At 50.0% G+C, this 18,734-nt stretch carries 16 protein-coding genes; 7 read left to right on the top strand and 9 right to left on the bottom strand.

Going from position 1 to position 18,734, the window contains the following annotated elements; all coding sequences use genetic code 11:
• Positions 1 to 246: 246 nt before the first annotated feature.
• Positions 247 to 2,970 carry an Rne/Rng family ribonuclease gene (locus tag INP77_RS05105; RefSeq protein ID WP_194747806.1) on the top strand — a complete coding sequence of 908 codons (2,724 nt, stop codon included), beginning with the start codon at positions 247 to 249 and terminating at the stop codon, positions 2,968 to 2,970.
• A 62-nt stretch (positions 2,971 to 3,032) separates the two neighbouring features.
• Here the strand turns inward: INP77_RS05105 and crcB are convergent, their stop codons facing one another.
• Positions 3,033 to 3,413, bottom strand: coding sequence for a fluoride efflux transporter CrcB (gene crcB / locus INP77_RS05110; RefSeq protein WP_194747807.1), 381 nt, complete (start codon positions 3,411 to 3,413; stop codon positions 3,033 to 3,035).
• Positions 3,414 to 3,502: 89 nt separating this feature from the next.
• On the opposite strand from crcB, the gene glgA reads away from it, so the two are divergent.
• The gene (gene glgA / locus INP77_RS05115) at positions 3,503 to 4,960 is read left to right on the top strand and encodes a glycogen synthase GlgA (RefSeq protein WP_194747808.1); all 1,458 of its coding nucleotides are present in this window, start codon (positions 3,503 to 3,505) and stop codon (positions 4,958 to 4,960) included.
• A 139-nt stretch (positions 4,961 to 5,099) separates the two neighbouring features.
• Here the strand turns inward: glgA and orn are convergent, their stop codons facing one another.
• A complete protein-coding gene (gene orn / locus INP77_RS05120) occupies positions 5,100 to 5,684 on the bottom strand; it encodes an oligoribonuclease (RefSeq protein WP_194747809.1) in 585 nt (194 codons plus the stop codon).
• Between the two features lie 99 nt (positions 5,685 to 5,783).
• Here orn and INP77_RS05125 point away from each other — a divergent pair, with 99 nt between their 5' ends.
• Genes INP77_RS05125 through rsgA form a run of 3 tightly spaced genes read left to right on the top strand, consistent with a single transcriptional unit; the run spans position 5,784 to position 8,204 of the window.
• Positions 5,784 to 7,031 (top strand): M48 family metallopeptidase, encoded by a 1,248-nt coding sequence (locus INP77_RS05125; protein ID WP_194747811.1) that lies wholly within the window; start codon positions 5,784 to 5,786, stop codon positions 7,029 to 7,031.
• Positions 7,028 to 7,327, top strand: coding sequence for a cytochrome c (locus tag INP77_RS05130; protein ID WP_194747813.1), 300 nt, complete (start codon positions 7,028 to 7,030; stop codon positions 7,325 to 7,327). The genes INP77_RS05125 and INP77_RS05130 overlap by 4 nt, the downstream gene beginning before the upstream one ends.
• A gap of 1 nt (position 7,328) precedes the next feature.
• Positions 7,329 to 8,204, top strand: coding sequence for a ribosome small subunit-dependent GTPase A (rsgA, locus tag INP77_RS05135; RefSeq protein ID WP_194747815.1), 876 nt, complete (start codon positions 7,329 to 7,331; stop codon positions 8,202 to 8,204).
• A 117-nt stretch (positions 8,205 to 8,321) separates the two neighbouring features.
• Here the strand turns inward: rsgA and INP77_RS05140 are convergent, their stop codons facing one another.
• On the bottom strand, positions 8,322 to 10,190 hold the full coding sequence (locus INP77_RS05140; RefSeq protein WP_305076186.1) for a PQQ-dependent dehydrogenase, methanol/ethanol family: 1,869 nt from the start codon (positions 10,188 to 10,190) through the stop codon (positions 8,322 to 8,324).
• Positions 10,191 to 10,537: 347 nt separating this feature from the next.
• Here INP77_RS05140 and INP77_RS05145 point away from each other — a divergent pair, with 347 nt between their 5' ends.
• A complete protein-coding gene (locus INP77_RS05145) occupies positions 10,538 to 11,644 on the top strand; it encodes a GntR family transcriptional regulator (RefSeq protein WP_368667910.1) in 1,107 nt (368 codons plus the stop codon).
• A gap of 369 nt (positions 11,645 to 12,013) precedes the next feature.
• On the opposite strand, the gene INP77_RS05150 is transcribed toward INP77_RS05145, so the two are convergent.
• The 5 genes from INP77_RS05150 to INP77_RS05170 all read right to left on the bottom strand — a co-directional run bounded on the left by INP77_RS05150 (position 12,014) and on the right by INP77_RS05170 (position 17,589).
• Positions 12,014 to 12,541, bottom strand: coding sequence for a PepSY domain-containing protein (locus INP77_RS05150; RefSeq protein WP_194747819.1), 528 nt, complete (start codon positions 12,539 to 12,541; stop codon positions 12,014 to 12,016).
• A gap of 174 nt (positions 12,542 to 12,715) precedes the next feature.
• Positions 12,716 to 13,510, bottom strand: a complete 795-nt coding sequence (locus INP77_RS05155; protein ID WP_194747821.1) for a thymidylate synthase — start codon at positions 13,508 to 13,510, stop codon at positions 12,716 to 12,718.
• An 18-nt stretch (positions 13,511 to 13,528) separates the two neighbouring features.
• Entirely contained in the window at positions 13,529 to 14,962 is a 1,434-nt protein-coding gene (gene thrC / locus INP77_RS05160) for a threonine synthase (protein ID WP_194747823.1), read from the bottom strand.
• A gap of 44 nt (positions 14,963 to 15,006) precedes the next feature.
• Positions 15,007 to 16,320, bottom strand: a complete 1,314-nt coding sequence (locus INP77_RS05165) for a homoserine dehydrogenase (RefSeq protein WP_194747824.1) — start codon at positions 16,318 to 16,320, stop codon at positions 15,007 to 15,009.
• A 42-nt stretch (positions 16,321 to 16,362) separates the two neighbouring features.
• Positions 16,363 to 17,589 (bottom strand): pyridoxal phosphate-dependent aminotransferase, encoded by a 1,227-nt coding sequence (locus tag INP77_RS05170; RefSeq protein ID WP_194747826.1) that lies wholly within the window; start codon positions 17,587 to 17,589, stop codon positions 16,363 to 16,365.
• Positions 17,590 to 17,749: 160 nt separating this feature from the next.
• Between INP77_RS05170 and INP77_RS05175 the strand changes: the two genes are divergently transcribed.
• Positions 17,750 to 18,142, top strand: coding sequence for an Mth938-like domain-containing protein (locus INP77_RS05175; protein WP_194747828.1), 393 nt, complete (start codon positions 17,750 to 17,752; stop codon positions 18,140 to 18,142).
• Positions 18,143 to 18,146: 4 nt separating this feature from the next.
• Here INP77_RS05175 and INP77_RS05180 read toward each other — a convergent pair whose 3' ends face one another.
• Complete coding sequence (locus tag INP77_RS05180; protein WP_228518737.1) at positions 18,147 to 18,692, bottom strand: DUF1439 domain-containing protein; 546 nt, start codon at positions 18,690 to 18,692, stop codon at positions 18,147 to 18,149.
• Between the last annotated feature and the right edge of the window lie 42 nt (positions 18,693 to 18,734).

Below are 18,734 nucleotides of genomic sequence, written 5' to 3' on the forward strand. Positions count from 1 at the left end.
ACACACTCCTGCCACGCACACACTGCCCCTTGCAGAAACCGAGTCTTCAGCCACATTCAGTGTTGGCTGCACTCAAGTGCATATTGATGCCTGCCTGCTGCGCTGACAATCTTGTAGCGCACCTCGCAAAAGCCATTGCACATCCCCGGTGACATCTTGGTCACTTCGTTAAGTTCTGGTGGTTGTTTACGACCACGGCCCGCCCTGCGCACATCTCTATTCTGTGGCTTCGTCTAGGAGCCCTGCATGAAAAGAATGTTGTTTAACGCAACGCAATCAGAAGAATTGCGCGTTGCGATCGTCGATGGACAAAAACTCATCGATCTGGATATTGAACACGCTGGTAAAGAACAGCGCAAAAGTAATATCTACAAAGGGGTGATCACCCGTATTGAACCGTCTCTCGAAGCCGCATTTGTCGACTACGGGACTGACAGACACGGCTTTTTGCCGTTCAAGGAAATCGCCCGCAGTTACTTCCAGGAAAAACCGGACCAAGGACGTGCCCGTATTCAGGACGTGATCAAAGAAGGTCAGGAAGTCATTGTGCAGGTAGACAAAGACGAGCGCGGCAGCAAAGGCGCTGCGCTGACTACCTTTATCTCGCTGGCTGGCCGTTACCTGGTCTTGATGCCCAACAATCCACGCGGAGGCGGTGTCTCCCGTCGCGTGGAAGGTGAAGATCGCAATGAGTTGCGCGACACCATGGCGCAACTGGAAGTGCCTAACGGCATGAGCATCATTGCCCGCACTGCTGGCATTGGCCGCAATGCAGAAGAGCTGCAATGGGATTTGAATTACCTGACCCAATTGTGGCAAGCGATTGAAGATGCCTCCAATTTCCAGCCTGGCGCTTACCTGATTTACCAGGAAAGCAGCCTGGTGATCCGCGCTATCCGTGACTACTTCAGTGCTGATATCGGCGAGATCCTGATTGATACCGCTGACGTACACGAGCAAGCCTTGCAGTTCATGAACCACGTGATGCCAGGCAATGTCACCCGCGTCAAACTGTATCAGGACGAAATTCCGCTGTTCTCCCGCTTCCAGATCGAACATCAGATCGAATCTGCGTTTGCGCGTGAAGTACGTCTGCCTTCCGGTGGCGCCATCGTGATCGACCACACCGAAGCACTGGTGTCCATCGACGTCAACTCTGGCCGCTCCATCAAAGGCGCAGATATTGAACAAACCGCGTTTAATACCAACCTTGAAGCGGCCGAAGAAGTGGCACGTCAGATGCGTCTGCGTGACCTGGGTGGCCTGGTGGTCATTGACTTTATTGACATGGAAAACCAGCGCAACCAGCGTGATGTCGAGAATGCCCTGCGCGACGCCTTGCATCACGACCGCGCACGCGTGCAAATGGGCAAGATTTCACGCTTTGGCCTGTTGGAAATGTCCCGCCAGCGCCTGCGTCCTAGCCTGGGCGAAACCAACCACATGACCTGCCCACGTTGTAACGGTACAGGTCATATCCGCGGCATTGAATCCACGGCACTGCATATCCTGCGCATCACGCAGGAAGAGGCCATGAAGGACAACAGCGCCATCATTCAGGTACAGTTGCCGGTTGAAGCCGCCACCTTCCTGCTCAATGAAAAACGTGCCGACATCCACAAGATTGAGCAACGTACCGGCGTGGAAGTGATCCTGATTCCTAATATCCATATGGAAACGCCAAATTACAACATCTTGCGTATCCGCCATGATGATGTGAACGAAGAAACCACGCAAGCCAGCTACAAGATGGTGGACTTGCCAAGCGAGTCCGATTACCAGCATCGCCTGGAACAGGCCGCAGCCCCTGCCAAAGCTGAAGCTCTAGTTAAAGGCATTACGCCTGCAACATCGGCCCCGATTGTAGAAGAGAAACCTGCGCCTGCGCCGGTACAAGTGACTGAGCAGAAAAAGTCATTCTTTGGCGTGATCAAGTCCTGGCTTGGTCTGGACGAAAAAGAAGTGCTGCCCTCAGAACCTGAAAAACCAGCGCGCGAAAGCAAAGAGCATGGCCGTGACCGGAACAAAAACCGTAACCGTCGTGACCGTCAGCGTGACCGCGGTCAAGAGCGTAATGAGCGTCCAGCCAATGAACGTACAGGCAAAGAGCAACAGGAAACGCAGCATGGTAGCAAACCTCGCCAGGAGCGTCCGGCACAGGAAAAACCTGCGCAGAGAGAACGTCAAGAGCGCCAAGCCAATCAAGAAGTCAAAGCAGAGACCAATCAGCCCGCATTGACCGCACAATCAGGCGACAACAAGCAGGAACGTGGTGAGCGCGGCAACCGCCGTAACCGTCATGGCCGCCGTGATCGCCGTAACCGTGATGAAGCACCTAACCAGAACGTTGTAGAGTCTGAAAACAGTGTGGTGACTGAAACTGCTGCATCCGTCAATCTTGCCGCTGCACCAGTTGTTGCTGACACAGTGCCTACGTTTGCGGTGGCAGAAACAACTGCCACAGTTAGCCCAGTAGAAGTAGTGGCTGCCGCACCAATCGTGGAGAGCCCGGCTGCCGCAGTGGAAGCACCCGTTGAAGACACCGCCATCCAAACCGCAGATGACAATCAGACTGAAGCGCCCAAGGCACAAAAACCTGCGCGCAATCGTTCAAGAGCAGGCAAGCCAGCAGGAAAAGCCAAAGCGAAACAGGCTGATCAGGCGGTAGACACCAGCGGGATTGAATTGGTGGAAACCGCTGCAACGTCCTCCCCTGTGGTGACTGAAACCACTGAAGCTCCAGCGGACGCGAAAAAGAAACCGGCCCGTAAACGCAAGCCATCCACGGCAAAAACCACAGAAGCCCAGGCGGACAGTGGCATTCAACTGGTAGAGACCAAAGCAGAAGTGGTGAATACGGGCGTGGAAGCCACCCAAAAAACCAAAAAGCCACGTAATGCGGCTAAATGGAAAAAAGATGAGGCCGGCACCGGTGAAGATGGACTGGTGATGGTAGAGACTCAGAAGTAAAACGCTGAGTATGATAAAAAAGAGGGCCTGTCAGGCCCTCTTTTTTTATGGCATCAATGGTATTACCAACTGGAGTGCAAACGCACGACACTCCAATAGCCGACTATCGTCAGCAAGATAGAGACCACCACATGCGAGGTGACATAAAGCAACATTCCACCGTAATTTTGCTTTTGTAACAAGCTGAAAGCTTCTGCCGAAAAGGTTGAGAAAGTGGTTAACCCGCCCAAAAAACCGGTTGTCATCAACAAGCGCCACTCCATAGACAGGGTTGGAATCACCTGCAAGATACCCAACGCAATGCCCATTAACAGGCCCCCAATGGCATTGGCGAGAAAAGTGCCGAGCGGAATCAGTCCACCTTGATTCAAGCTCAATGCCAGGCCCCATCTGATCCATGCACCAACACTGGCACCGAATGCGACTGCTAGCCATGATTTCATTTGAATATCCTTCTAAAACGTGAACAGGCAATGTATCATAAGTTTAAAAACATTCAGCTTCAACCGCCCGTTGATTTAAAGAGATTGCCTTGCGTTTACTATTCGTTACTTCAGAAGTTTTCCCGTTAATCAAAACAGGTGGTTTGGCAGATGTCAGTGGTGCACTCCCCACCGCCCTCGCTAGCAGTGACACAGAGATTCAAATTCTGTTACCGGCTTATCGTGGCATGCTGGCGCAATGTAGTTCGCCCAAACACTTGGGCAGCTTACAGCCCTTCCATGATATCCGCTGCGAGCTCTACAAAACTTTGTTACCAGGCACCAATATCCCCTTGCTACTCATAGACTGCCCTGCGCTCTATGACCGGGATGGCGGCCCTTACCATCACCCGCTTCATGGGGAGTGGGAAGATAACCCGTTGCGGTTTGGGGTGTTGTCAAAAGTGGCAGCCATGCTGGCGATGCCTAACATGCTGCAGGCCTGGCAGCCAGAGATCGTCCATTGCAATGACTGGCAAACTGGATTAACACCCTACTACCTCAAGCAAATGGGCAGTCAGGCCAAGTCCGTGTTCAGCATCCACAACCTGGCCTTCCAAGGCAACTTTCATGCTGACTGGCGCTATCGATTAACCCTCAACCTTGAGGACTATCAGGCAGAAGGCTACGAGTTTTATGGCCAGGTCTCATTCATGAAGTCCGGCCTGTTTTACGCCGATGCTTTATCAACCGTCAGCCCAACCTATGCTCGTGAAATTCAAACCGATCAGTTTGGTTTTGGTTTTCAAGGCTTGCTGCAGCATCGTGCGGCAGATTTAACCGGGATTTTGAATGGCATCGATACCGAAATCTGGAATCCCGCACAAGACCCTTACTTACCAGCACACTACACTGCCAGTGCGTTATCCGGCAAGCAAGCGATCAAGCAAGCCTTGCAGGCAGAATTAGGACTGCGTCAGCAAGCAGATACGCCACTATTGGGGGTCGTTAGTCGCCTCACCTATCAAAAAGGGCTGGATATGCTGATCGAGATTGCTGACTCACTGCTTGGCAGCGGTTGTCAATTAGCCGTGCTTGGCAGTGGTGAGGCCAGCATGCAACGGCAGTATCTGAGTTTAATGCAACGCTATCCTGGACAAGTGGCCGTGACCATCGGCTATAACGAGCCACTCTCGCACCGTATCATGGCCGGTACCGATATTTTTGTCATGCCCTCGCGGTTTGAGCCCTGCGGGCTGAACCAGATGTATGGCTTGCGATATGGCACGATTCCCGTAGTCGCCAATACTGGTGGACTGGCAGACTCAGTGCATGGCGGCGAAATCAATGCACGAGGAGTTCCCGGCACGATGACTGGATGGGTCATGGCTGACAATGACGCATCGACACTTTTGGTCACATTACAAACTGCGATACAGGTTTATGCCAATTCTGGTCAGTGGCAACAGCTGCAACGGCAAGCGATGCAACAGGATGTGAGCTGGGAAACCAGCGCCCAACACTATCAAACACTGTACCAAAACGTGCTTTCAAGCCCAAAAGCCTGATTTTTAAAGCCAGAGAGACAAAAAGGAGAAGTTGGCACGGAAGCTGCTTATTACTAATCAAGCTTCTCCAAAGCTAACTTCTCCTCCCTCAAGACGCCGAATAGGCGTCTTTTTTTTGCCTGAATTCAGACTCAGTCGCTTATTCAGCGGCCGCAGGTGGTGTCATATTCAAAAAGTGTTCACGGTAATACTTGAGCTCATCAATCGACTCATAAATATCCGCCAGGGCTTCATGACGGCTGGCTTTTTTAAATCCCGCATAAATATCCGGGCGCCAGCGACGTGATAACTCTTTAAACACGCTTACATCAAGATTGCGGTAATGGAAAAATGACTCCAGACGCGGCATGTAACGCGCCATAAAGCGTCTGTCCTGGCAGATGGAATTGCCACACATCGGCGACTTGCCTGCAGGCACATGCTCTTTCAAGAATGCCAGCATGGCATCTGTTGCCGCTTCTTCATCCAGGATCGATGCCTTGACCTTATCGATCAAGCCACTCCGGCCATGCGTGCCTTTATTCCAGGCATCCATGCCATCGAGTACCGCGTCAGACTGATGAATGACCAGCACAGGGGACTCTGCAATCACATTTAATTGTGCATCGGTGACGACGGCAGCTAATTCCAGAATGCGGTCCGTGTCAGGCAGTAAACCGCTCATCTCCATATCCAGCCAGATTAAATTGTCCTGATTAGTTGCCAATTGTGTGCCTCTCGTCATGATTTCCATTAAAATGAAACATTATATTCAGTTCAGTGAACAAGGTGGAGTTAAATCCATCAAAATAGCTAACTGAAATCATTCATCATCATTACTGTTATGTCCGGATTATTTACTCAAATTTTTGTCGCTGTGATTGTAATCAGCTTGGCAGTACGTGTCTGGCTGGGCTTGCGCCATATTCGCCATATCCAGCAACATCGTGCACAAGTGCCTGCTGCCTTTAGTCAAACAATCAGCCTGGAGGCACATCAACGCGCTGCAGACTATACGACCGCCAAGGTAAAACTGCGCCTGAATGAAACCGTCATGGAGTCATTGATTTTGCTGGCACTCACGCTAGGCGGCGTTTTACAACTGCTGGATCAGGCCTGGCAACAATGGCTGCCTGACCATGAAATCATTCGTGGTGCACTGGTCATTTGCTCGGCCATGTTGATCTCGGGTGCAGCCACCCTGCCGTTTGATTACATTCAGACTTTTAAAGTCGATGAGAAATTTGGCTTTAACAAGATGTCACGCAGCATGTTTTTTAGTGACCTGGTTAAACACACCGTTGTTGGCTTAATGCTAGGCGGACCAATCTTGTTTGTCGCGCTCTGGCTCATGCAAGGTGCTGGCGATTTATGGTGGCTATACCTGTGGCTGATCTGGAGTGCCTTTAATCTGTTTATGCTGGCAGTGTATCCCATCTGGATTGCGCCACTGTTTAACAAATTTACGCCCATGCAGGATCAATCCCTCAAGGCACGCATTGAAGCTTTGCTGCAAAAATGCGGCTTTGCCAGCCAAGGCTTGTTTGTGATGGATGGATCCACCCGCTCTGGTCATGGCAATGCCTACTTCACCGGTTTTGGCAAAAACAAACGTGTCGTGTTCTTTGACACCTTGCTTGAAAAGCTCAGTGCCGATGAAATTGAAGCGGTGTTGGCCCATGAGCTTGGTCACTTCAAACACCAGCATGTCATTAAACGCATCATCATGATGTTTGGATTAAGCCTGTTAGGATTGGCGTTATTGGGTTACCTGATCAAACAGGAATGGTTCTTTACAGGGCTGGGGATTTCGGCACCGAGTAACCACATGGCTTTGCTGCTGTTTGTGCTGGTCTCTCCCGTCTTCATGTTTATTCTGCGTCCAGTCATGGCGGCTTACTCCCGAACCAATGAGTTTGAAGCCGACCACTACGCGGCACAACAATCCAGACCACAGTTTCTGATTGATGCACTGGTCAAGCTGTATCGTGACAATGCGTCTACGTTGACGCCGGATCCACTCCACTCTGCATTCTATGACTCGCATCCACCGGCGAGCCTGCGGATTGCCAAGTTACAAACGTACGCATGAAAGCGCTCCTGCTGATCAGTTGGTCTTTATTGCTCGCCAGCCATGATGCAAGCGCAACTGAAGCCCAGCTGCAAGCAGGAAAAAAACTGGTCGACACCCATTGCATCAGTTGTCATGCCAGCAGCTATGGCGGCGATGGTAGCGGCATTTATACACGTGACTACCGCAAAGTGCGTTCTTTCAATGGTTTAAAAGCTCAAGTCACCAACTGTAATACCATGCTCAACCTTAAATGGTTCGATGATGAAGAACAGCAAGTGGTACAGTACTTGAATCATACCTACTATCATTTCTAGCATGTCGTATCCAGGCCTGATTGTCGCTGCCTATGGCAAGCGCTATAACGTAGAATTGCCCGATGGGCGTATTCTTAGCTGTGTCACGCGTGGCAAAAAAGTCGATAATGCGGCAGGTGACCGCGTCACAGTGACCCTCACTGCCAACAATGAAGGCGTCATTGAGAAAACCGCAGAACGGACCACCCTGCTCTATCGCAGCAATGCTTATAAAAGCAAAGTGCTGGCAGCCAATGTCACCCAGATATTGATTGTGCTGGCAACGCAGCCAAGCTTTTATGAAGACCTGCTTAACCGTTGCCTGGTCGCTGCAGAAGCCGCTGGCATTCGGGCTGTCATTCTCCTCAACAAATGTGACTTGCCTAATCCACAAGCCCTACAAAAGCTGGAGCAATATGCAGCGCTTGGCTACCTCACTTTGCAACTCAATGCACGGCAATCGGTAGAGGCGCTCAAACCGCTACTTGCGGGTCACACCAGTGTATTAGTTGGGCAGTCCGGCATGGGAAAATCTACGATTATCAATAGCCTACTCCCTGAAGCACGCAGCAAAACACAGGAAATCAGTACCACACTGGATAGTGGCAAACACACCACGACAGCCACCCATCTCTACCATCTTGATCAGGACAGCGCCATTATTGACTCGCCGGGCCTGCAGGAGTTTGGGCTGTATCATATTAATGAGGCCGAGCTTGAATATGCATTTGTCGAGTTCAGGCCTTTTATTGGTCACTGCAAATTCAATAATTGCACCCATACGCACGAACCAGACTGCGCAATTCTGAAGGCTGTCCAAGCAGGCAGCATCCCCCCCGAACGCTTACAAATATTCCAGCAAATCCGTAGCGAAAATAGCGTACAAGTCTACGGTTAACTCCCCCCGTTTTTTATTCATTTTTCAGTATTGAGAGACAAAAAAACACCCTGCCGAAGCAGGGTGTTTAGTCTGTTTAACCGATCAATGACTTGATCGGTTATAAGCTGTGCTTGATTACAGTGCGAACACGCTCAATGCACCGCCGCCAGGCGCAGCGTTGTACTTGGTCAACTCTTTGTAACCACCAGCAGCACCCAGTGCGTCTGTGTCAGTCGTCATGCCCAAGTTCATCGCAACACCAGCCCAACCACCGATACCAGACAAGATACCCACGTATTGCTTGCCTTTGTTACCGTAGGTGAATGCGTTACCAATCGCGCCGGAACCCACTTGGAATTTCCACAGTTCTTTACCGGTTTTCGCGTCAACCGCCTTGAACCAACGATCCAATGTACCGTAGAACACGATGTCTGAAGCCGTTGTCAGTGCACCACTCCACGCAGAGAACTTCTCTTTGTTGTACCAAACTTTTTTGTTGGTCATTGGGTCGTAAGCACCGAAACCACCCATCACGCCGTCTGGACCAGCAAACATGGTCAGTGTCGCACCAACCCATGGTTGACCAGCAACGTATTTGGACTCAACGGGCTCGTATGTCATACATACGTGGTTCAGTGGAGAGTACATCAAACCGGTTTTTGGTGAGTAGGCTGCTGGCTGTTGGTCTTTAGTCCCCAAAGCTGCTGGGCAGATACCCTTAGCATTGTAGTCCTGGTGTGTTGAGTAACGGCCATCTTTGCTTGGCACACCTGTTTTCAGGTCTACATCATTTGCCCAGTTAACGAATGGGTGTACTTTTTCAGCGGCAATTAAAGTACCGGTCAGTGCGTTCCAGGTGTAAGCAAAACCGTTACGGTCATGGTGCCATGCGTATGTTTTGCCACCTTTGTCAAACAGGATCACTTCGTTCACACCGTCGTAGTCCCACTCATCGTGTGGTGTCATTTGCATTGCCCATTTAGCAACACCAGTATCCAGATCACGTGCAGTCACAGTCATAGACCATTTGTTGTCGCCTGGACGTACATCTGGGTTCCAAACGGATGGGTTACCCGCACCGTAGTAAACCAAGTTTGTACGTGCATCATATGGCCACCAGCCCCATACGGAACCACCACCATGTTGCCAGCCGTCTTTAATCGCTTGTGGTTTCAACCAGGTACGAGTACCCAACTCTTTTTCGCCACCTTTGATTTGGTCAGCTGACAAGCGCTTGAAAGAACCACCTTCTTTGTTACCACCATTCACGTCTTGATAAACAGACAGTGCGTTGTAAAGCGGATTGTCTTTGTTAGTGTTAGCGTCGTGCAGTGTTTCAGCATCAGGACCTGTAGAGTAGGCTTTCCATGCCAGAGAACCGTCTTTCAGGTTGTATGCAGCGATAAAGCAACGTACGCCGAACTCAGCACCTGAGCAACCGGTCAGTACTTTGTCTTTGATCACATGTGGTGCGTTGGTGTTAGTTGCACCGACTTTTGGATCAGTGTTTTTAACGTCCCAAACTTTAGCACCGGTTTTTGCATCCAAAGCAACCAGCATGCCGTCGTTTTGTTGCAAGAAGATTTTACCGTCACCAAAACCCAGACCACGCGTCACGTTGTCACAGCACAATACTGCTTGTACGCTTGGGTCTTGTTTAGGAAAATAGGTCCAAACGATTTTCTGATTGTCGTTCAGGTCAAGTGCGTATACGTTGTTTGGGAAAGCAGTCACGATATACATCATGTTGCCAACAACGACTGGAGAGCCTTCGTGACCACGGTTTACACCAGTCGCGAATGTCCACGCCATTTTCAGGTTTTTAACGTTGCCCTTGTTGATTTGTGCCAAAGCGCTGTAGCCTTGGTTATTATGTTGACCACGTGGATGTGCCCAGTTGTTGGGATCTTTCATCGCAGCTTCTTGATCAGCAGCAGCGAATGCGAGCATTGGCATGGCAAGCGCAACGCTGGCAGCAATACCAAAAGCAGTTTTGATTTTCATGATAGTTATATCTCCGAGATAATCACAAGGTAGCAATTGTTAACATCAATTGCGCGGTGCTTAAGTTGCCACTGGCACTAGGATTTCCAGAGCTGAAACATCCTGTAACGGATATATGTCACTTTATTAAGCGCTTGTAACTGTAATATAAATAACCGCCCATGACAGCCAGCCAGTTTAAGGTTTTATTCATGGGCCAGAGCGGGAATTTTTCCGAAAACTTTATTGAATTGCTTTTTTTTTGTATCATCTGGTAACGGAAGGCCATGTCCTAGTGTGCCCTTCAGGTAAGCGTGCCCAATGTGATGTGCAGGCACCCTTTTCTTGAACATAAGGCAAACGCAGACGTGCTGAGACCCTGGTATTACTCACTGGTATTAGATAAGGATTCCCCTTCCTCCATACATCAGCAACTCATAGACCACTTCAGGTCGATGATAGAAGCAGGTGACTGGTTAGGCGGTAGTCCCTTGCCCAGCTCACGCGATATTGCGCAACGCCTGGGGATCAACCGAAAAACGGTTTCACGCGTATACGAAGAGCTTTCTGCACAAGGACTGATCTACACTCAACCCAAGCGCGGCACTTTTGTGGCCGAGACCGCCAAGCGCGCCAGCTCAGCAGACAAAGTGATGGCGGGCCAGAGCCAGTCATCTCTCGCACCACTCACCGAAACCAGCAACATAGAAAGCCTGATCCAAAAAAGTAGTATTCATCATCTGCGGCGGGCAGCATTGCATCTGCACAAATTGCGGCAAGCAGATTACGATGTCACGGGCTTGCATCATCTCAAGCATTTGCTGGCAAATTTGCTGGCACATGAACGGCGCTATCTGGTGCCGCCGGAACATATTGCCTGTGGCGCGCGGCATGGCCTGCAACAGGCGATCCTCTGCAATCTGGATGCAGCCCATGGTTATGTATTAATTGATGCCGAAGTCGGGACGGGGTTGGAGCGCGCGTTGAAAAAGCACGGTATTCCAGTCATGAAACTGCCTGAAATGGCATGTAACCAGACTCAGCAGTTTATTGATCAGGTTGAAAAATACTGCATCAATTTTCCGGTATCCGCAGTGTGGTGTGATAGCAGCAAGATTGTGTCACCAGACCACCTGGAAGCCGAACACACCCTGATTGCACAAAAATTGTCCGATTATGGCCTGCTGCTCATTGATGACCAGCGTAGCCGCCTCCCCCTGGGCCTTGAGCATCAACCGCCACTGGCCGCAAAGTACGCACGCAGCCTGCTACTCGGCAGCCTCTATGGAACCTTTTGCGAGATGTTCAACATTTGCTATGTGGCGAGCAACCTGGGATTCACAGACAAGTTCTTGAATGAAATGGACGCCCATTCACAATCTCCGTTGCTCTTGAATATGCTGGCGCAAAGTGACCTGATTAAACGCGGTGAGTATAAAAAACTGGTGACCACAATACATCGCACCATGGCTTAAACAAATACGCTCACCTAGCAATCAGGCACGCACCAAATTGGTTGAAAGGAACCAAACAAAGGCGAAAATCGGCTATTAATAACCACCAAATTTTCGGGAAAAAATCCTATTTACTTTAAAAATAGATTTTTAAAACATTGAGTTAAATTGAATTTATAGAGTTGGCATGAGAAATGCTAAGTTCAAGCCGGGAGTGAGCTATCACTAGGACCGATACCAGCAGACTGCATATCCGCCGGTATCGGGGTAGACACTCCCAAACTTGCATATTGATCTCAGTCAGAATAAAAAAGGCAACGCAATTGCGCTGCCTTTTTTATTCTGCCTTAGAGACTGGATCTGCCTCACTGAGAGACAGACACAACCCAATTACTCTTGACCGATTTGGTACACTTCGTAGCTGGTTTCCACAATCTTACCGGTTGTCGCATCAACTTCAACTTTGACTTCTTCATTGTCTGCTTCGAGGATATCAAATTCGTAAGAGGCTTTGCCATCTGGTTCAAGCTCATACTCCACTTCAACCACTTTACCGGCATGCGCCGCCAGAGCTGTGGCTTTGGCATCGGCCTCTGAAACTTTAGCCAAGGCTTTGAATTTCTCGTCATCCGCGGTCACTTCTTGCTCTACTTCTGTGACTTTACCTGTTTTGGCGCTACACTCGATATCCCAAGCAGTGCCGTCTTTGGACTGCACATCAAACTCGTATACCAATTGCTTGCGCTCTGATTTGGCTTCGACTTTTACAATTTTGCCATCATGCACAGACAAGGCCGCTTTTACGCACTTACCCAGGCTGTCGTAGGCTTTTGGTTTGATAGTTTCATGGTCAGCGAATGCTGGCGCTGACAATACACCGCATACAGCGGCAATGATGAATGACGCTTTGATTTGCATAATGATCTCCTAAGATTAAGTCATGAACTCATCGTGCAAGACTGCGCTAGGGACGCATCTTGACACATTCACAACGATGCAAAGGATATCAAAAACAAACAGGGGTTTTGCAAATATTACACCTTATTAACAAAATGGTTTAAATCAACCATTTCACGCCCTTCACCAGCCTCTTTAGACCGCAACTGGCGCCTTGATAGCAGGATAAGGATCGTAGTTTTCCAGTGTGAAATCTTCAAACTTAAAGGCAAAAATATCGTTAACTGCCGGGTTAATCCGCATGTTAGGCAAGGCACGTGGTGTGCGTGCAAGCTGCTCTTTGACTTGCTCCATATGGTTGCTATAGATGTGGGCATCGCCCAGCGTATGCACAAAATCCCCCAGCTGCAAATCACACACCTGCGCGACCATCATGGTCAACAAAGCATATGAGGCAATGTTAAACGGCACGCCGAGAAAAATATCCGCACTTCGCTGATAGAGCTGGCAGGACAGTTTGCCATCTGCCACGTAAAACTGGAAAAAAGCATGGCATGGTGGCAACTTCATCCGCTCAACATCGGCCACATTCCAGGCAGACACAATTAAGCGACGAGAGTCAGGGGTCTTTTTGATCTGCTCTATAACCTGCGAAATCTGGTCAATATGACTGCCATCCGGCTTGGGCCAATTGCGCCATTGATAACCATACACAGGCCCAAGATTGCCTTGTTCGTCTGCCCACTCATCCCAAATGGTAACGCCGTGTTCCTTGAGATAGGCAATATTGGTACTGCCTTGCAAAAACCAGAGGAGCTCATGAATAATCGACTTCAGGTGTACCTTTTTGGTCGTTAATAATGGAAAACCTTCTGCCAGGTTAAAGCGCATCTGATAGCCAAACACCGAGATCGTGCCTGTACCGGTGCGATCAGTTTTGACATGACCATGCGCAAGTACGTGGTTCAGTAAATCATGATACTGTTGCATAGACAGGCTCCCGCTAATTTAGGTATTGGCGACGATAAATGCTTTAATCGCATCGACACTGACGTCCATGACGGTCGAGGTTTGCGGCAAGTCTTCCAGGCCTTGCAGGCTGGCTGGCCGCTCTGGTTTTTCTCCTAGAGCTTCCACGATGGCGTCTTCAAACTTGGCCGGCAGTGCCGTTTCCAATACTAGCATGGGCACATTTGGCTTACGGTGTTCCAGAGCGACTTTCAAGCCATCGGCAGTATGCGTATCAATAGTCACGCCATATTTTTCTTTGGTAGTGCGTATGATTTGCATCCGGTTGGCATGGTTACTATGGCCTGAAACAAACCCAAAGTCAGCCACTTTCTCAAAATAACCATCTGCATTCAGGTCAAACTTGCCCCCATGATCCACAGCGGTCCACAGCTCGCGTACCCTTGCGCTGTCTTGCCCCACCAAGTCATAGACAAAGCGCTCAAAGTTGGAGGCTTTGCTGATATCCATGGACGGGCTGGAGGTATGATAAGTATTGGCTGAACCACGCGGCGCATAAACGCCGGTATTGAAAAATTCGTCCAGCACATCATTTTCGTTGGTAGCAACGATCAATTGATCAATGGGCAAGCCCATCATGCGCGCAATATGCCCTGCACAGACATTACCAAAGTTGCCACTTGGCACGGTGAAGCTGACCTTCTGGCTGTTGTTTGTGGTCACAGCCAAATAGCCTTTGAAGTAATACACAATTTGGGCTGCAATGCGCCCCCAGTTAATGGAGTTGACTGCGCCGATTTTGTATTGCGCCTTGAATGCATGATCATTTGAGACGGCTTTGACCATATCCTGTGCATCATCAAATACCCCTTTAACCGCAATATTGAAGATGTTTTTATCTTGCAGGCTGAACATCTGCGCCGTCTGGAAGCGGCTCATTTTCTGGTAAGGCGACAGCATGAAGACACGCACGCCTTTTTTGCCACGCATGGCGTATTCGGCCGCTGAGCCTGTATCACCGGACGTTGCGCCCAAAATATTGGTGGTCTGGCCAGTTTTTTCCAGCACGTATTCAAACAGGTTGCCCAGCAGCTGCATCGCCATGTCTTTAAACGCCAGCGTTGGCCCATTTGAGAGACTCAACAGGTAGAGATTATCTTCGAGCTTGAGTGTAGGTGTAATGTCTTCGGCATTTTGGCCAGCACGCGCATATTGATAGACTTCAGCCCGATAGGTTTTATCAATAATGGCTTTGAGATCTGCGTGTGGAATATCACTGTCATCAACCAAGCGTGACAAAACCGCAAACGCCAGCTCACGGTAACTCATGCCACGCATGGCATTGAGGTCAGCATCGCTGAATTGCGGATACTGCTCAGGCAGATACAAGCCGCCGTCTGGCGCCAGGCCACCCAGCAAAATCGCACTAAAATTCAAAGCAGGCGATTGCCCGCGGGTACTGATATATTTCATTGTATGACACTCATTGAATTAGGCCGGGTCAGCATTACACTGACTTAGCGCGACAAGGATTCGACGCGGATTTTTGTCACTTTACCGGTCAAGGCGGGCAAGGCCTCGATACGGGCGATCGCGGTATCCATGGTTTTTTCCTGGGTGGTGTGGGTCAGAATAACGATATCCGCTTCTGACTCCCCATCTGCCGGCTCTTTCTGCAGCATGGCATCAATCGAAATTTGCAGATCAGCCAGAATCTTGGTGAGATCGGCCATGACACCAGGTTTATCCGATGCACGCAAACGCAAGTAGTAATCAGAATGCACATCTGCAATCGGCAACACGGGCAAAGCTTGCTGCTGGTCCAACTGGTAGCCCAAATAGGCCACGCGTTGTTCGGCCTGCGTGCCCTGCAAGCGCGCGATATCGACTAAATCAGCCACCACAGCACTCGCAGTAGGCTCAGCGCCCGCACCGGCGCCGTAGTACAAGGTTGGCCCGACGGCATCGCCTTTCACCACAACGGCATTCATGGCGCCATCGACATTGGCAATCAGGCGTTTTTCCGGGATCAAAGTCGGATGCACACGCAACTCGACGCCCTCACTGGTTTTCTTGCTGATGCCCAGCAATTTAACGCGGTAGCCCAACTCTGCCGCATAGCTAATATCTTGAATGCTGAGTTGAGTGATGCCCTCAGTGTAAGCTTGTTCAAACTGCATGGGCATGCCAAACGCAATACTGGCCATGATGGTCAGCTTGTGTGCGGCATCAATGCCTTCGACGTCAAACGTCGGATCAGCCTCGGCATATCCCAGACGCTGCGCTTCTTTGAGCACATCTGCGAAGGCGAGGCCTTTGTCACGCATTTCGCTCAGGATAAAGTTGGTGGTGCCGTTGATAATGCCAGCCACCCATTCGATTTTGTTGGCACTCAAGCCTTCACGTAAAGCCTTGATGATGGGGATACCACCTGCGACCGCCGCCTCAAATGCTACGATCACGCCTTTATCAGACGCAGCTTTAAAAATTTCGTTACCATGCACGGCCAGCAAGGCCTTGTTGGCCGTGACCACGTGCTTGCCATTGGCAATGGCTTGTAGCACCAACTCCTTGGCAATGGTGTAGCCGCCGATCAACTCGACAACCACATCAATCTCCGGGTTATTGACCACGGCAAAGGCGTCGTCAGTCAAGGCAACCTGCCCATTCGTGACCTGTTTGGCGAGCTCCAGGTTGCGGTCAGCCACTTGCACAATACGGATATTGCCCCCAATCCGGCGTGCGATTTCCGCCTGGTTACGGGTGAGCACGGTGTAAGTACCACCGCCTACTGTGCCTATGCCCAACAATCCAACTTTTAATTCTTTCATACTTAATACTCACCATTGATGGCATGCCCACTGGCACACCTTTTATTTTGAATGTTTCTTTCGATACCCATCGAGGTAACGCCCTATACGTGTCATGGCCTCGGTCAGGTCATCCACATTAGGCAGGAAGACTACACGGAAGTGGTCTGGCGACTTCCAGTTAAAACCGGTCCCCTGTACCAACAGCACTTTTTCTTCGAGCAGCAAGTCCAGAATAAATTGCTGGTCATCCGCAATCGGATACATGTTGGCATCCAGCTTGGGGAACAAATACATGGCGGCCTGAGGTTTGACACAGGTCACCCCTGGCATCGCGGTCAACATGTCATAGGCCAGATCGCGCTGTTTGCACAGACGACCACCAGGGGCCACCAGATCGTTGATACTTTGGTATCCTCCCAACGCAGTCTGGATCGCCAGTTGACCTGGCACATTGGCACATAAGCGCATAGAGGCCAGCATATTCAGGCCTTCGATGTAGTCCTTGGCGTCTTTTTTATCGCCAGAGATAATCATCCAGCCGGAACGATAGCCACAAGCCCGGTAGTTCTTGGACAAGCCATTGAAGGTCACAAACAATACGTCATCGGCCAAAGAGGCAATCGAAGTATGTGTATTGCCGTCGTACAAGACCTTGTCGTAAATTTCATCGGCAAAAATCACCAGGCCGTGATGGCGGGCGATCTCAATAATGCCTTCCAGCGTCTCTTTAGGATACAAGGCACCGGTGGGGTTATTGGGGTTGATAATCACAATACCTTTGGTATTGGCATTGATTTTGTTCTCAATATCCTCAAGGTCAGGCAACCAGCCAGACTGCTCATCACACACATAATGCCTTGCGGTGCCGCCAGCCAGATTGACAGCCGCCGTCCACAGTGGATAGTCGGGCATGGGCACCAGAATCTGGTCACCATTATTGAGCAGGCCTTGCATTGCCATGACAATCAGCTCGGACACGCCGTTGCCAATAATAATGTCGTCTATGGTCACACCAGTAACATTTTTTTGCTGGGTGTAATGCATGATGGCTTTGCGCGCGGCAAACAAGCCTTTGGAATCCGTATAGCCAGAGGCCTGATCCATATTATGAATCACGTCCTGAACGATTTCCTCTGGCGCATTGAAACCGAATGGCATCGGGTTACCGATATTCAGCTTGATAATGCGCTGCCCGTCTTCCTCCATCTGGCGTGCGCGCTGTAATACAGGGCCACGGATGTCGTAACAGACATTACTGAGTTTGCTGGATTTATTGACTGGCTGCATAGCGGATTAACAAACACATCTGGCGTGTGTTAAGCTCTTAAAGTAAAACTTTCATTCTACCTGCAAACCCTTGCTACATCAATGAACCTAGTACGCGGCATCGGGTCTGGATTGGATAGTCCTTGCACATTCAGTCACCTCACAATCGAGCTTCAAACTTATGAAACTACATCTGCATACCGGTGAACAGCAATACCAGATTCATGGCGTCGATAGCGATGCGGTAACCATCAATCAGCAGCGCTATCCACAACCAGTCATTGTCAGCGATCAGACTCTGCGCACGGACTGGTTTCATGGCCCATGGGAAAAGCTGGACGCTCAAGCTTTATCACTCATTCTGGAGTTCAAACCAGAAGTCGTGTTATTGGGGACGGGAGACAAACAGCGGTTTATTCACCCCAAACATCTGCAGCCCTTTTTATCTGAACTGATCGCTGTGGAATGCATGACCACTGCAGCCGCTTGCCGTACCTTCAACATTTTAAGCGCAGAAAACAGAAAAGTCGTGGCTGCCCTGCTACTTGAAAAACACCTCTCGGACGCAAGTTAACCGCTTACTGCGGCTTGAGCGTCACGCTTAGCCCCTCCGGGGTGACTTTGAGCTGATCGGGTTGATACTTTCTACCGGCATAACTCAAATCTTCCGGCTTCACTTCATATAGGACGACCTGCTTAAACCATTGCCGACCTATGTCTTTAGCCAACTGCTGGGCGAGGTTGCTCCACTCGCTGCCGGCACCATCCAGCTGTAACGAATCCACCTCAGGCTGATCCAGCACCACCGCCTGTTGCGCCTGATCAAACCGCAACAAACCGGAGAGACCGAGTTTGCCGGTCGCAGAGTTAGCCAGCAAATCGCTACGAACATTCGCATCCATCAAGGCATGTATGCGGCCTGAGCCAGACTCGACCGACACGAGTGCATTAGAAAGCTGAAGGTGAAATATACGCATGAGCGTGATCGGTTTTTCCAGTTTTCGATTCAACTTTTGCTGTAATTGTGCCGTATTAATATGCAAGGTGCGCTCGCCCAGACTCACACAGTGCGAGAGGAGTAACGCTAGCAAAACACTGAGGCAAAGCCCGATTAATTGACGCATTTGTAAGCCCTATTTAACACTTGTAACATTCAACAAAAATCG

Source organism: Methylophilus sp. 13 (genome assembly GCF_015354335.1).
In the GTDB taxonomy this organism is placed as follows: domain Bacteria; phylum Pseudomonadota; class Gammaproteobacteria; order Burkholderiales; family Methylophilaceae; genus Methylophilus; species Methylophilus glucosoxydans.

Bases quoted from the DNA above. Each gene is read 5' to 3' on its own strand.
- INP77_RS05105 (WP_194747806.1), top strand. From the start codon at position 247: ATGAAAAGAATGTTGTTTAACGCAACGCAATCAGAAGAATTGCGCGTT.
- crcB (WP_194747807.1), bottom strand. From the start codon at position 3,413: ATGAAATCATGGCTAGCAGTCGCATTCGGTGCCAGTGTTGGTGCATGG.
- orn (WP_194747809.1), bottom strand. From the start codon at position 5,684: ATGACGAGAGGCACACAATTGGCAACTAATCAGGACAATTTAATCTGG.
- INP77_RS05125 (WP_194747811.1), top strand. From the start codon at position 5,784: ATGTCCGGATTATTTACTCAAATTTTTGTCGCTGTGATTGTAATCAGC.
- INP77_RS05130 (WP_194747813.1), top strand. From the start codon at position 7,028: ATGAAAGCGCTCCTGCTGATCAGTTGGTCTTTATTGCTCGCCAGCCAT.
- rsgA (WP_194747815.1), top strand. From the start codon at position 7,329: ATGTCGTATCCAGGCCTGATTGTCGCTGCCTATGGCAAGCGCTATAAC.
- INP77_RS05140 (WP_305076186.1), bottom strand. From the start codon at position 10,190: ATGAAAATCAAAACTGCTTTTGGTATTGCTGCCAGCGTTGCGCTTGCC.
- INP77_RS05150 (WP_194747819.1), bottom strand. From the start codon at position 12,541: ATGCAAATCAAAGCGTCATTCATCATTGCCGCTGTATGCGGTGTATTG.
- INP77_RS05155 (WP_194747821.1), bottom strand. From the start codon at position 13,510: ATGCAACAGTATCATGATTTACTGAACCACGTACTTGCGCATGGTCAT.
- thrC (WP_194747823.1), bottom strand. From the start codon at position 14,962: ATGAAATATATCAGTACCCGCGGGCAATCGCCTGCTTTGAATTTTAGT.
- INP77_RS05165 (WP_194747824.1), bottom strand. From the start codon at position 16,320: ATGAAAGAATTAAAAGTTGGATTGTTGGGCATAGGCACAGTAGGCGGT.
- INP77_RS05170 (WP_194747826.1), bottom strand. From the start codon at position 17,589: ATGCAGCCAGTCAATAAATCCAGCAAACTCAGTAATGTCTGTTACGAC.
- INP77_RS05175 (WP_194747828.1), top strand. From the start codon at position 17,750: ATGAAACTACATCTGCATACCGGTGAACAGCAATACCAGATTCATGGC.
- INP77_RS05180 (WP_228518737.1), bottom strand. From the start codon at position 18,692: ATGCGTCAATTAATCGGGCTTTGCCTCAGTGTTTTGCTAGCGTTACTC.